Source organism: Mangrovibacter phragmitis (genome assembly GCF_001655675.1).
Taxonomy (GTDB): domain Bacteria; phylum Pseudomonadota; class Gammaproteobacteria; order Enterobacterales; family Enterobacteriaceae; genus Mangrovibacter; species Mangrovibacter phragmitis.
Window position 1 is genome coordinate 141,483 of sequence record NZ_LYRP01000049.1, and the last position, 12,467, is coordinate 153,949.

A 12,467-nucleotide genomic window follows, 5' to 3' on the forward strand; every position below is an offset into this window, starting at 1 on the left:
GCTCCTTACCGAATCACCCAGCCCAGGGTGCGTTTTGCCAGCGCTTCACGCACTGGCGCCAGGATATCCATCGCCATTAAACCTATGTTGCGCCCAACAACCAGCGGCCCCCATGGGTTGGCAAACAAGTGAACCAGGCCATCAGTGACGCCAATTGTCGCCTCCCGGTCAGGAGTACGGCGCGCATTATAGCGTGCCAGTACCGCACATGAGCCCGGATCCTGCTGCTGATTAAACGCGCTGGCGAATTCCTCAGCCAGCGACATCACATCGCGTATGCCAAGATTAAAACCCTGCCCGGCAATAGGGTGCATGGTTTGTGCAGCGTTACCCACTGCCACTACACGGTGCGAAGTAGCGGCCACTGCCGTAGTTAACCGAAGTGGGTATGCACTGCGCTCACCTGCATGGCAAATACGCCCCAGCCGCCAGCCAAAGGCGCGCTGAAGCTGTGTGCAAAACTGCTCATCACTCCAGCTCATAACCTCAGCTTGTTGTGATAACGGGTGGCACCAGACCAGTGAACTGCGCCCACCAGACATCGGCAGCATTGCCAGTGGCCCACTGGCGGTGAAGCGCTCAAAAGCCCGGCCATCTGGTGAACATGCGGTTGTTACATTCGCGATGACGGCTACTTGTTGGTAGTCATCTTGTTGCCAGGCAAGGCCACAAGCTTTACCAACAGCAGACAGAGTGCCATCAGCAGCCACCAGCACTTTGCCCACAACGGTTGTTTGGTTATCCAGCGTCACTGTAACGCTGTCAGTGCTGCGTGTTACAGATTCAACCCGTGCCGGGCAATGCAGTGTCACACCAGGGGCATCGCGCAATAGCCGAAACAGGCGAACCCCGGCATCATGGAGTTCAACAACATGGCCCAGCTCAGTAATGGCATAATCTTTGGCCTGCAGTGTCACAAACCCGGCATGACCGCGGTCGCTAACCTGAACTTGTGTCAGTGGCGTAGCGCAGTCCTGCAATGCCTGCCACACCCCTAGCTTTGCTAACTGAGTGGAGGTGCCTTTTGCCAGGGCAATAGCCCGGGCGTCAAACCCCGGGTGCTGACAGGCATCAGGGGAACGGGCTTCGATGAGATGAACAGGTAACTTACCCTGAGTAAGGGTGGAGATAGCCAGCGCCAGTGTCGCGCCGGTCATTCCGCCTCCTGCAATCACAATACTCATGAGTGTGATGCCGCCATCAGTGCTTCGATATCATCTGCAGATTTCACTACACTGGCAGTCAGGTTTTCGTTCCCGGTGGCTGTAATCACAATGTCATCTTCGATACGAATACCAATGCCCCGGTAGATTTCCGGTACATCTGCATCTGGCGCAATATACAAACCGGGTTCAACCGTCAGTACCATGCCAGGTTCCAGCGGGCGTGAGCGATCCGGCCCATATTCCCCGACATCATGGACATCAAGCCCCAGCCAGTGGCTCAGGCCATGCATGAAAAATTGCCGGTGTGCGTTTTGGGTTATCAGGGCGTCGATATCACCCTGTAAGATATCAAGGCGAACCAGACCCATGACCATTACGCGCACAACAGCTTCTGTCACTTCCTGCATGGTTGTACCCGGACCATATAACGAAAGTGCCGTTTCAAGCGATTCCAGTACGATGTCATAAACCGCCCGCTGCGCCGGAGTGAAGCGCCCGTTAACAGGGAAAGTGCGGGTAATATCCCCTGCATACCCTTCCAGCTCGCACCCGGCATCAATTAATACCAGGTCGCCGGCACGCAGCAGGCTTTCATTTTCGGTGTAATGCAGAATACAGCCGTTTTCCCCGCCTCCGACAATCGTGTTGTATGAGGGATAACGTGCGCCATGATGGTTAAATTCGTGGAGGATTTCACCTTCCAGTTGGTATTCATACATTCCCGGGCGGCACTTTACCATCGCCCGGGTGTGGCCCAATGCGGTTATCTCCCCGGCACGGCGTAATACCGCGATTTCCTCGGGTGATTTAAACAGGCGCATATCATGCACCCAGGGGCGCCAGTCAGTCAGTGTGGAAGGGGCTTTCAGGTTCTGGCGGCTGCCTTTGCGTAATTTATCCAGCGCGCCAAAAACAATGCTGTCTGCATAGTCATAGAGACCCTGCGCGTGGTAAACACAGTCCAGCCCATTAAGCAGTTGAGCGAGGTTGTCATCCACTTCGTCAAAAGCCAGAGATCTGTCCACTCCGAGTTTTTCCGGCGCAGCTTCCTGCCCCAGGCGACGACCAAACCAGATTTCTGCCGTTTTGTCCCGCACCCGGTTAAACAACACACTGTGATTGTGCGTATCATCGCTCTTAATTAAGACCAGCAATGCTTCCGGCTCGTTAAAACCTGTGAAGTACCAGAAATCACTATTTTGCCGATAAGGATACTCGCTGTCAGCACTGCGCGGTGCCTCAGGAGCCGCAAAAAACAGCGCCGCACTGGCTGGCGCCATTTTTGCCAACATAGCCTGACGGCGGCGAAGAAATTCCTGTTGATTCATCACCCCTCCTTTCGTTCCTGACCCCACGTTGAATTAATGCAGTGTGGGTTTTTGTTGTACTTCCGGTGCTGTTGGTTGCTGGCGGTTAAATGTTTCATAACACAGCAATGCCGCAACACGCACATACTCAACAATTTCTTCCAAAGACATTTCCAGTTCTTCAATATCTTCGTCTTCGTCGTAACCCAGTTGAGCGATATTGCGTAAATCAGCAATCGCTTCGCCAAGATCACCTTTCACTTTATCCAGGCGCGGCTGAGTCACTCCCAGCCCCAGCAGGAAGTGATTCACCCAGCCAGAAAGAGCATCTGCACGGTCAAACACTGACACATCCTCACCGTCAGGCATGAATAACTGGAACTGGAAGCCTTCATCTTCCAGTGCATCACTGGTGGCGCCATGCATCTGGCGCAGGCTGTCAGCAAGGTTCTGGCTGAACGCCAGGCCTTCGTTAGTCAAATCGTGGACAAGCGGTTGCCAGGAACTGTCATTGTTCCCGCCACATAAGATCCCGCTAATCAATCCGTGCATTTCCGACGGCGTTAAACCAACATTTTGTTGGTTGAGCAACTGGTTTATGCTGGCATAGCCAGGCATCTCATTTTGTATAGACATGCGCATTCTTCGTCGTTGGGAAGCTAAGTTCGTGTTATGCTACCACTTCGGCCCCAGGAGATACCAGAAAAGGGCTTGTATCTTCATATAAGGGTAGCTATAGTAGCGCCCCTTCGCCGCCCCAGGGCTGCGATAAGGCAGGCGAGTAAACAGCAGGAAGGTGTCATGTCTGCAGAACCAGTCGACATTCAAATTTTTGGTCGTTCACTGCGCGTGAATTGTCCGCCTGAACAACGTGATGCGCTGAATCTGGCCGCTGATGAATTGAATCAACGGTTGCAAGATCTGAAAGTTCGCACTAGAGTCACCAATACAGAGCAATTGGTTTTCATTGCGGCGCTCAACATCTGTTATGAGCTGTCACAAGAAAAAGCGAAAACCCGTGACTATGCTGCCAGTATGGAGCAACGAATCCGGATGTTACAGCAGACCATTGAACAGGCATTACTTGAACAAGGTCGCATAACTGAAAGGCCGGAAACGAAGTTTGAATAACAATTCTGGGTTGACTGTGGTACAGTAACCATGAATTAAAAATTTCTCTGAGATGTTCGCAAGCGGGCCAGTCCCCTGAGCCGATATTTCAAACAAACAGAATGTGACGCTCCACGACCGGTGAGCATGCCCGGTCAGTCCGGGAAGCCTTAAGGTCGTGACGACACATTCACCTTGAACCACGGGTTCAAGGGTTACAGCCTGCGGCGGCATCTCGGAGATTCCCTCTTTCTTTTCATCATCTCATTGTCTATGTCGCACTCACCGGATGTATCTGCTTCCCGGCAACATATTCGTCAGCATATTCGACAGGTTCGGCGGGCTTTAACTCCTCATCAGCAACAATCTTCCGCTCATGAAGCGGCCAAACGTTTTCTGAGCTGGTCCCCCGCAGCAAGCGCACAGCATATTGGGTTATTCCTCTCTGTAGACGGCGAACTCGACACTCGCCCACTGATTGAACGCCTGTGGGCAATGAACCGCTCGGTTTACCTTCCGGTTCTGCACCCGTTCAGCACCGGTGGGCTTATTATGGTGCGTTATGAGCCGGATACTGAGCTGGTAGTCAACCGCCTGAGGATTCCCGAGCCGCGCCTTGATGTGCGCCAGATTCTGCCCTTGCAGCATCTCGATATTCTGGTAACCCCTCTGGTTGCGTTCGACAGCACTGGCCAACGGCTGGGTATGGGTGGAGGGTTTTATGACCGGACACTACAAAACTGGCGTGAACATGGTTTTATCCCGGTAGGCTACGCGCATGACTGCCAGCATGTGGAGGCACTCCCCACCGAGCGATGGGATATTCCCTTACCCACTATTGTGACGCCGTCAAAACTCTGGGCCTGGTAACTCACTGCCGGCGCATAAAAAAGCCTTCCCAAAGGAAGGCTCCGATTGATGAAAAAGAAGGAAAAAACGTGGTTTTTCCTTCTTTTTAGTTAACAGCCGAAAACCAATAAATTGATTTTCCTTATTTTTATTGGGTGACACCCTCTGGTTCTGTACAGACATGAGGTTTGTCATCGGCCTCAGCCTTCCCAAAGGAAGGCTCAATGCAGCAATGTATTAATTAGTACAGCAGGCGGGCACGTACTGTCCCCGGAATAGCTTTCATGCTCTGCAGTGCTGCATCAGCGACATCTTCTGCCGCATTGATATCAATAACCACATAACCAATATGCGGAGAAGTTTGCAGGTACTGCGCTGCAATATTGATCCCCTGATCGGCAAAAATATGGTTGATTGCGGTCAGAATGCCGGGGCGGTTCTCGTGGATATGCAGCAAACGGCTGGTGCTGCTGGTATGCTGAGGCAAAGACACTTCCGGGAAATTCACTGCAGAAAGTGTTGAACCGTTATCAGAATATTTCACCAGCTTACCGGCCACTTCGATACCAATATTTTCCTGCGCTTCCTGGGTTGAACCACCAATATGCGGAGTCAGCAGCACGTTATCAAACTCGCACAACGGCGAAGTGAATGGGTCACTGTTTGTTGCCGGTTCTGTTGGGTAGACATCAATGGCTGCCCCGGCCAGGTGCTGGCTTGCCAGTGCGTCGCACAGTGCGTCGATGTCAACCACAGTACCGCGGGAGGCATTAATTAACAGTGAGCCTGGCTTCATCATGGCTATCTGTTCTGAACCCATCATGTTTTTGGTGGATGCATTTTCCGGCACATGCAGGCTGACCACGTCACTCATATTCAGTAAATCTGATAAATGCTGAACCTGGGTGGCATTGCCCAACGGCAGTTTGCTTTCAATATCATAGAAATAAACGTGCATACCCAGAGATTCGGCCAGAATCCCTAACTGAGTACCAATATGACCGTAACCAATAATACCCAGTTTTTTACCGCGTGCTTCAAAGCTACCCACTGCCTGTTTATGCCAGACACCGCGGTGTGCTTTGGCGTTCGCGGCCGGTACGCCGCGCAGCAGCAACAGCAGCTCACCAATAACCAGTTCAGCAACAGAACGGGTATTTGAGAACGGCGCATTAAATACCGGGATACCACGTTTACCTGCTGCATCCAGGTCAACCTGATTTGTACCGATACAGAAACACCCTACCGCAACCAATTTTTCAGCCGCGGCAAAAACGTCTTCAGTCAGATGGGTACGGGATCGTAAACCAATAAAATGAGCATCACGGATGGACTCTTTGAGTGATTCGGTGTCCAGTGCGCCTTTATGATATTCAATGTTGTTGTAGCCTGCAGCACGAAGGTTATCGATTGCTTTTTGATGCACACCTTCAACCAGCAGGAACTTAATCTTGTCTTTCTCCAGTGATACTTTTGCCATTTCCCGACCCTGTGTTATCTGAAAGAATACGCTGCATGAAATAAGCCAGCCTTCTGTCAACATATCAAAAATTACGCCCCCGGCAATAACGATGTTTTGTCACTTATGCTGAACAAAATGCAAGTAAGAAGGAAAGCCGGGGATTCACGCCAAAAAAATCAAAAAAAGCAGGAATAAAAACCACAACAGGAATTAAATGTGAACATTATCACTAAATTTAAAATTTCTTAAATTTTTTCAAAACGACAGCTTCTGGAGGGCAGAAAAGCCCCCCAGCCAGATCATTTCACAATAGTTTTCACACCATCAGCTGTACCAATAAGCGCAATATCCGCGCCACGGTTGGCAAACAACCCAACAGTCACCACACCGGGAATCGCATTAATGGCATTTTCTGTGGCAACCGGATCAATGATGGATAAACCGTAAACATCCAGAATTACGTTACCGTTATCGGTCAGAACCCCCTGGCGATACTCCGGGCGCCCACCTAACTTGACCAGGCTGCGCGCAACGCAGCTGCGGGCCATAGGAATAACTTCAACTGGCAGCGGGAAATTACCCAAAATATCAACCTGTTTGGATGCATCAGCAATACAGATAAATTTATCTGCTACAGAAGCAATGATTTTTTCCCGGGTTAAGGCAGCACCACCACCTTTGATCATTTGCATCTGCCCGTTAATCTCATCTGCGCCATCAACATAAATACCAAGCGCGTCAACATTGTTAAGATCAAACACGGGAATACCCAGCGCTTTGAGTTTGGCGGTCGAAGCATCGGAACTGGATACTGCGCCCTCAATTTGATGCTTAACAGTGCCCAGTGCATCAATAAAATGTGCGGCGGTAGACCCCGTGCCGACACCAACGATAGTTCCGGGTTGCACGTACTGTAAAGCGGCCCATCCCACTGCTTTTTTCAGTTCATCCTGCGTCATGGTGTTTTTGCCTGTGATAGAAAAGATGAAAAAACCGGGGGCGTATTATAGAACAGAGCCAGTAAAAATACCGTGTTTAAGGCCAAAATACGCCGAATGAAAGGCAACTTGCATGCCATATGTAAGGATTTTCGCTGGATCATGTCTGGTTTTATGTCATAGTGCCAGAAGCCAAAAAAACAGGAGCACACCGAAATAATGAAACGCCCGGACTACAAAACACTACAGGCGCTGGACGCAGTTATCCGCGAACGCGGGTTTGAGCGTGCAGCACAAAAGCTTTGTATCACCCAGTCTGCGGTGTCTCAACGAATCAAACAGTTGGAAAATTTGTTCGGTCAGCCCCTGTTGGTAAGAACAGTTCCTCCCCGGCCTACAGAGCAAGGGCAGAAACTTCTGGCATTGCTGCGCCAGGTAGAATTACTTGAAGAAGAATGGCTTGGCGATGAACAAACAGGGTCAACACCACTGCTCTTGTCACTGGCGGTGAACGCCGACAGTCTGGCAACCTGGTTGCTTCCGGCGCTAGCCCCGGTACTGGCTGATTCCCCGATTCGCCTCAACCTGCAAGTTGAAGACGAAACCCGTACTCAGGAGCGTTTACGCCGCGGTGAAGTGGTTGGTGCCGTGAGTATACAATCTCAGGCACTGCCCAGTTGCCTGGTCGACAAACTCGGGGCGCTGGATTACCTGTTTGTCGGTTCCAAAGCTTTTGCAGCACGTTATTTTCCCAATGGTGTTAACCGTACATCTTTGCTGAAGGCTCCCGCCGTGGCATTTGACCACCTTGATGATATGCATCAGGCGTTTTTGCAACAGAACTTTGATCTTTCCCCGGGCAGTGTGCCCTGCCATATCGTGAACTCATCAGAAGCATTTGTTCAGCTCGCACGTCAGGGAACAACCTGCTGTATGATTCCGCATCTGCAAATTGAAAAAGAGTTAAACAGCGGTGAGCTTATCGATTTAACACCAGGGCTGTTTCAACGCCGTATGCTTTACTGGCACAGGTTTGCTCCTGAAAGCCGTATGATGCGTAAAGTGACTGATGCACTGCTGGCGTTTGGGCACAAAGTATTACGCCAGGAATAACGGTCTTTTTTGCCTGTTTATTTCCCGAACCCTGGCGAGTGTTCTCTGTAATATTTAATAACAAACAGATAAAACTGGTTATTATCCGTCGGCACGGGAATGTTAGACAATGCGGCGGTTAATTCGCACAGGCGGGTATTGCAGACTGGCATGAAAACGTTATTTATCACGATTTTTTCTCTCGGGCTGTTTGGGATATTGGGTTACAGCCTTTATCTTCCGGCCGCGGTGATGTACTTTCACGGCAAGACACTGTTTATTTCCAGCGCGGCAGCAACGGCTGAGTGCCAGATGTGGCATACCTTTGTTTTCGCAATTTCCGGAAGCCTGGGTACAGTGATTCTGCAGCGCGTTTTTGCGATGTCGTCATTACTGAAGGCCCTGGTTTGTACCTTAGGGCTGGCAGTCAGTAACCTGCTGGTACTGATGGCCTTGCTGCAAGTGAAAAGTACCTTTTTCGAACCACTTAATACCAACCGGTTAAGCCATGTTCCGTTAAGTGATTTCTCGGTATATGGTTATGTTGTGGCTGCTGCGGTCATCGCGCTGATTATCACAAGCGCGATGAATTTATTCCCCCGCCGCCAGCCCATTTGGTACTGAACCAGCATTTGCTCATAAAAAAGGCTTCCAGGTGGAAGCCTTTTTTACTTGTGTTGGCCGTAAACAGTTATCATTGCGCCGGAGCAGAGGCGGTCTGTGGGCTCATTTCGAATACCACATCTACCTGATCATTAAACTGAATCGTTTGCTGGTCGTAGGTATCTTCAGCAGAAACAGGGGCTGCGTCTGCTTTCATCATACGCATCACAGGCGACGGCTGATAATTGGCTACGTGGTAACGCACACTGTATACCGGGCCCAATTTAGCGTGGAAACCTTGCGCAAGTGAATTTGCCTGTGCAATAGCGTCATTGATTGCAGCCTTACGTGCCTGTTCTTTATAGGCATCCGGGCTGGAGACTCCCAGGGAAACGGAACGAATTTCATTCAACCCGGCCTTAAGTGCACCATCAAGCAACCCGCTAAGGCCATCCAGTTTGCGCTCCGTAACAACAACGTTGCGCACAGCACGATAGCCTTTAAGTTCGCGCTTGCCTTCTTTCAGATATTCGTATTCAGGCTGAGTACGTAAATTCGCCGCATCAATATCTTTTTTATCGACACCCTTTTCCTGCAGGAAAGAAAAGTAACGCGCAACACGCTCATCGGCCTGTTTTTTCGCGCTGGCTGCATCCTTCGCCGTAACGCTCACCTCGATAGATAACGTCGCGATATCTGGCACTGCGTCTACACTGGCACTCCCTGATGTGACAATATGAGGTCCGTTCGGTAACTCATTCGCGACACCAGAAAAAGAGGTCAATCCTAAAACACTTGCCAGTAACAACACGTTAAACTTCATTTCTTATCCTCCATGCAATTTTTAACCTGACAGGAAGTACTTCTCGTTACATCCTGCGAGCAAGAGTAACGATTAATCTCCAGATGTCCATAGGATAATTACGCCAGCCTGTTATCAAAACAACCCCTGAAGATGATGAACGCCTTCCCGTGCAAGTCTTAATGCAATGAACCACATCACGCTACCGACTACAAAATTGATAACCCGTTGCGCATGTTGAGTACGCAGGCGTGGGGCAAGCCAGGCCGCGAGCAGTGCCAGGCCAAAAAACCACAGAAACGAGGCGCTGACAGTCCCCAGAGCAAACCACCGTTTCGGCTCAGTGGCCAGTTGCCCTCCCAGGCTGCCTAATACCACGAAAGTGTCCAGATACACATGGGGGTTGAGCCATGTCACCGCCAGCATCGTCGTAATGATACGCCAGCGCCCCTGGCCCGCTATCTGTGCTTCATCCAGCGTAATATCGCGGCTGAATACTGTTTTGAACGCGCCCCATCCATACCATAACAAAAACGCCACGCCGCCCCAGGTTACCAGGGCCAGAAGCCAGGGCGACTGCATCAACAGTGCGCTGCCACCAAAAATCCCGGCACAAATCAGCACTAAATCACTTAAGGAACACAGTGCCGCAATCATCAGGTGATACTGGCGACGAATTCCCTGATTCATTACAAACGCATTCTGTGGCCCAAGGGGTAAAATCATTGCTGCGCCCAACGCCAGCCCTTGCAGATACCAGCTAAACATAGTTCATCCTTTTATTTTGGGAATGGCGCGCAGTCTACGTAGTTTGTTTTATTAGTGGAAATTGATGTTTCTAATTATTAATAAGAATATCTAATAATAGAGACTATAATAATGGCCAGTACAAACTGGCCATTCGGGCTGATGACGAGAACTGTCATCGACGTGCTTCATTATGCAGAAAAACCACATTTTCCTCAGGCATCACAACAACCTGAGAGCAACAGATTATTTTTCTTGCTCACGAATCATATGCACATCCATTTGCGGGTAAGGAATGCCAATACCATTAGCATCCAGAGCCTTCTTAATTTTTTCCAGTGTATCCCAGTACACTTCAAAGAGATCGGCACTATTGCTCCAGGCACGCACTACAAAGTTAAGGGAAGAGTCACCCAGTTCATGCAGACGCACAGTGATGCCTTTATCTTTAATAACGCGTTCATCAGCCATCAGAATATCAGTGATGATTTTTTTCACCTGATCGATATCCGCATCATAGGACACACCAATCATGAAATCATTACGGCGTACAGGTTCGCGCGAATAGTTAATGATATCACCAGAGATAATTTTGCCGTTAGGAACAACGATTATCTTGCCATCCACGCTGCGCAGTGTGGTAGAGAAGATCTGGACATTCAGTACGGTACCCGCAGCACCACCCAGGTCAACATATTCGCCACTACGGAACGGGCGGAATGTTACCAGCAGAACGCCGGCAGCAAGGTTAGACAACGACCCCTGCAACGCAAGGCCAACAGCTAAACCGGCGGCACCTAATACGGCAATTACAGAAGCGGTTTGTACCCCAATTCGGCCTAATGCAGCAATCAGGGTGAACGCAATAATGCCATAGCGAACCAGCGCAGACAGAAAATCTGCAACGGTGGCATCAATTTTGCGGGCCTGCATAACACGGTTCAGCGCGTTAGAAATTAAGCGGGCTACCACAAAGCCAATAATAATGATGACTACGGCTGAGACAATATTAACGGCGTAATCAACCAACAAAGCCTGATTGCGCATCAACCAGGTGCCTGCATCATTTATGCTGTCCACAACATGTATGTCTTCCATCTGGATTCCTTGTCTCCGTTAGTCAAAAGCAAATATACACCTCAAAGATGTTTCTAAAGGGTAAACAAAAAGCTTGCCTTATGCCAGACAGCTCACATTTTTATGCTTTAAAGCCAGAAAAAGGCGTAAAAAAACCCGCCACAGAGGCGGGTTTTTAGTTGTGACAGAAACGAACTAATTACAGAACGTCAATTGCGTTCAGTTCAGTGAACGCTTTCTCCAGACGAGCTACCATTGACTGCTGGCCGGCACGCAGCCAGACACGCGGGTCATAGTATTTTTTGTTCGGCTGATCTTCGCCTTTCGGGTTACCCAACTGGCCTTGCAGATAAGCTTCGTTTTCTTTGTAGTAGTTCAGAATACCTTCCCAGGTTGCCCATTGGGTATCGGTATCAATGTTCATTTTAATCACACCGTAGCTTACGGAGTCTTTGATTTCCTGGGCAGTTGAGCCAGAACCACCGTGGAATACGAAGTTCAGGCTGTTGTGCGGCAGGTTGTGTTTTTTGCACACATATTCCTGAGAATCGCGCAGAATAGTCGGGGTCAGTTTAACGTTACCAGGTTTGTAAACACCGTGTACGTTACCGAAGGAAGCAGCGATGGTGAAACGCGGGCTGATAGCATTCAGTTTAGTGTATGCGTAATCAACGTCTTCTGGCTGAGTGTACAGTGCAGAAGCGTCCATGTGGCTGTTATCCACACCATCTTCTTCACCACCCGTACAACCCAGTTCGATTTCCAGGGTCATGCCCAGTTTAGACATACGAGTCAGGTATTTAGAACAGATTTCGATGTTTTCTTCCAGAGACTCTTCAGACAAGTCAATCATGTGAGAAGAGAACAGCGGTTTGCCCGTGGCAGCAAAGTGTTTTTCACCAGCATCCAGCAGGCCATCAAGCCACGGCAGCAGTTTTTTCGCGCAGTGGTCAGTGTGCAGAATAACCGGAACACCATAATGTTCGGCCATATGATGAACGTGAAGCGCACCAGAGATAGCACCCAGAATAGCAGCCTGCTGGCCTTCACCTTTGTAGCCTTTACCAGCGATAAATGCAGCACCACCGTTAGAGAACTGCACGATTACCGGCGCTTTAACTTTGGCAGCCGTTTCCAGAACAGCGTTAATAGAATCAGTACCGACGCAGTTCACTGCCGGTAAAGCAAAGTTATTTTCTTTTGCTACCTGGAAAACTTTCTGAACATCATCACCAGTGATAACGCCAGGTTTCACGAAATCAAAAATTTTAGACATATTACGTTGTCCTGTATCTTCGGCCTTGGAAAAAGGAG

The 12,467-nt window shown here is 49.7% G+C and carries 13 protein-coding genes and 1 other RNA gene; 5 read left to right on the plus strand and 9 right to left on the minus strand.

All coding sequences use genetic code 11. The annotated features are described in order from the left end of the window. Nucleotides 1-5: 5 nt before the first annotated feature. The 3 genes from ubiH to A9B99_RS21845 are packed head-to-tail and all read right to left on the minus strand — an operon-like array spanning nt 6 to nt 3,109. Complete coding sequence (gene ubiH / locus A9B99_RS21835) at nt 6-1,184, minus strand: 2-octaprenyl-6-methoxyphenyl hydroxylase (RefSeq protein WP_064601203.1); 1,179 nt, start codon at nt 1,182-1,184, stop codon at nt 6-8. Next, nucleotides 1,181-2,494, minus strand: a complete 1,314-nt coding sequence (gene pepP / locus A9B99_RS21840) for a Xaa-Pro aminopeptidase (protein ID WP_064601204.1) — start codon at nt 2,492-2,494, stop codon at nt 1,181-1,183. Before pepP ends, ubiH begins: the two co-directional genes overlap by 4 nt. A 33-nt stretch (nt 2,495-2,527) precedes the next feature. Continuing rightward, nucleotides 2,528-3,109 carry a YecA/YgfB family protein gene (locus A9B99_RS21845; protein WP_156519119.1) on the minus strand — a complete coding sequence of 194 codons (582 nt, stop codon included), beginning with the start codon at nt 3,107-3,109 and terminating at the stop codon, nt 2,528-2,530. 165 nt (nt 3,110-3,274) lie between these two features. Here A9B99_RS21845 and zapA point away from each other — a divergent pair, with 165 nt between their 5' ends. From zapA to A9B99_RS21860, 3 genes are all read left to right on the plus strand, one after another. Further along, nucleotides 3,275-3,604 (plus strand): cell division protein ZapA, encoded by a 330-nt coding sequence (zapA, locus tag A9B99_RS21850; RefSeq protein WP_036102818.1) that lies wholly within the window; start codon nt 3,275-3,277, stop codon nt 3,602-3,604. A gap of 41 nt (nt 3,605-3,645) precedes the next feature. Next, a non-coding RNA gene (gene ssrS, locus A9B99_RS21855) (6S RNA) lies at nt 3,646-3,829 on the plus strand. 27 nt (nt 3,830-3,856) lie between these two features. Beyond that, nucleotides 3,857-4,453 (plus strand): 5-formyltetrahydrofolate cyclo-ligase, encoded by a 597-nt coding sequence (locus A9B99_RS21860; protein WP_064601206.1) that lies wholly within the window; start codon nt 3,857-3,859, stop codon nt 4,451-4,453. A 220-nt stretch (nt 4,454-4,673) separates the two neighbouring features. Here the strand turns inward: A9B99_RS21860 and serA are convergent, their stop codons facing one another. After that, on the minus strand, nt 4,674-5,912 hold the full coding sequence (gene serA, locus A9B99_RS21870; protein ID WP_064601208.1) for a phosphoglycerate dehydrogenase: 1,239 nt from the start codon (nt 5,910-5,912) through the stop codon (nt 4,674-4,676). Nucleotides 5,913-6,193: 281 nt separating this feature from the next. After that, complete coding sequence (gene rpiA / locus A9B99_RS21875) at nt 6,194-6,853, minus strand: ribose-5-phosphate isomerase RpiA (protein WP_064601209.1); 660 nt, start codon at nt 6,851-6,853, stop codon at nt 6,194-6,196. A 198-nt stretch (nt 6,854-7,051) separates the two neighbouring features. On the opposite strand from rpiA, the gene argP reads away from it, so the two are divergent. Both argP and A9B99_RS21885 read left to right on the plus strand, forming a co-directional pair. Then, on the plus strand, nt 7,052-7,945 hold the full coding sequence (gene argP / locus A9B99_RS21880; RefSeq protein ID WP_064601210.1) for a DNA-binding transcriptional regulator ArgP: 894 nt from the start codon (nt 7,052-7,054) through the stop codon (nt 7,943-7,945). 150 nt (nt 7,946-8,095) lie between these two features. Then, nucleotides 8,096-8,548, plus strand: a complete 453-nt coding sequence (locus tag A9B99_RS21885; protein WP_064601211.1) for a hypothetical protein — start codon at nt 8,096-8,098, stop codon at nt 8,546-8,548. Nucleotides 8,549-8,618: 70 nt separating this feature from the next. Here A9B99_RS21885 and A9B99_RS21890 read toward each other — a convergent pair whose 3' ends face one another. From A9B99_RS21890 to fbaA, 4 genes are all read right to left on the minus strand, one after another. Beyond that, nucleotides 8,619-9,350, minus strand: a complete 732-nt coding sequence (locus A9B99_RS21890; protein WP_064601212.1) for an oxidative stress defense protein — start codon at nt 9,348-9,350, stop codon at nt 8,619-8,621. Nucleotides 9,351-9,464: 114 nt separating this feature from the next. Next, complete coding sequence (argO, locus tag A9B99_RS21895; protein WP_064601213.1) at nt 9,465-10,097, minus strand: arginine exporter ArgO; 633 nt, start codon at nt 10,095-10,097, stop codon at nt 9,465-9,467. Between the two features lie 225 nt (nt 10,098-10,322). Further along, nucleotides 10,323-11,174 carry a small-conductance mechanosensitive channel MscS gene (gene mscS / locus A9B99_RS21900; protein WP_064601214.1) on the minus strand — a complete coding sequence of 284 codons (852 nt, stop codon included), beginning with the start codon at nt 11,172-11,174 and terminating at the stop codon, nt 10,323-10,325. A 178-nt stretch (nt 11,175-11,352) separates the two neighbouring features. After that, nucleotides 11,353-12,429 carry a class II fructose-bisphosphate aldolase gene (fbaA, locus tag A9B99_RS21905; protein ID WP_064601215.1) on the minus strand — a complete coding sequence of 359 codons (1,077 nt, stop codon included), beginning with the start codon at nt 12,427-12,429 and terminating at the stop codon, nt 11,353-11,355. Nucleotides 12,430-12,467 lie beyond the last annotated feature (38 nt).

Excerpts from the sequence above, each read along its gene's own strand:
- ubiH (WP_064601203.1), bottom strand. The coding sequence starts at position 1,184 with ATGAGTATTGTGATTGCAGGAGGCGGAATGACCGGCGCGACACTGGCG.
- pepP (WP_064601204.1), bottom strand. The coding sequence starts at position 2,494 with ATGAATCAACAGGAATTTCTTCGCCGCCGTCAGGCTATGTTGGCAAAA.
- A9B99_RS21845 (WP_156519119.1), bottom strand. The coding sequence starts at position 3,109 with ATGTCTATACAAAATGAGATGCCTGGCTATGCCAGCATAAACCAGTTG.
- zapA (WP_036102818.1), top strand. The coding sequence starts at position 3,275 with ATGTCTGCAGAACCAGTCGACATTCAAATTTTTGGTCGTTCACTGCGC.
- A9B99_RS21860 (WP_064601206.1), top strand. The coding sequence starts at position 3,857 with ATGTCGCACTCACCGGATGTATCTGCTTCCCGGCAACATATTCGTCAG.
- serA (WP_064601208.1), bottom strand. The coding sequence starts at position 5,912 with ATGGCAAAAGTATCACTGGAGAAAGACAAGATTAAGTTCCTGCTGGTT.
- rpiA (WP_064601209.1), bottom strand. The coding sequence starts at position 6,853 with ATGACGCAGGATGAACTGAAAAAAGCAGTGGGATGGGCCGCTTTACAG.
- argP (WP_064601210.1), top strand. The coding sequence starts at position 7,052 with ATGAAACGCCCGGACTACAAAACACTACAGGCGCTGGACGCAGTTATC.
- A9B99_RS21885 (WP_064601211.1), top strand. The coding sequence starts at position 8,096 with ATGAAAACGTTATTTATCACGATTTTTTCTCTCGGGCTGTTTGGGATA.
- A9B99_RS21890 (WP_064601212.1), bottom strand. The coding sequence starts at position 9,350 with ATGAAGTTTAACGTGTTGTTACTGGCAAGTGTTTTAGGATTGACCTCT.
- argO (WP_064601213.1), bottom strand. The coding sequence starts at position 10,097 with ATGTTTAGCTGGTATCTGCAAGGGCTGGCGTTGGGCGCAGCAATGATT.
- mscS (WP_064601214.1), bottom strand. The coding sequence starts at position 11,174 with ATGGAAGACATACATGTTGTGGACAGCATAAATGATGCAGGCACCTGG.
- fbaA (WP_064601215.1), bottom strand. The coding sequence starts at position 12,429 with ATGTCTAAAATTTTTGATTTCGTGAAACCTGGCGTTATCACTGGTGAT.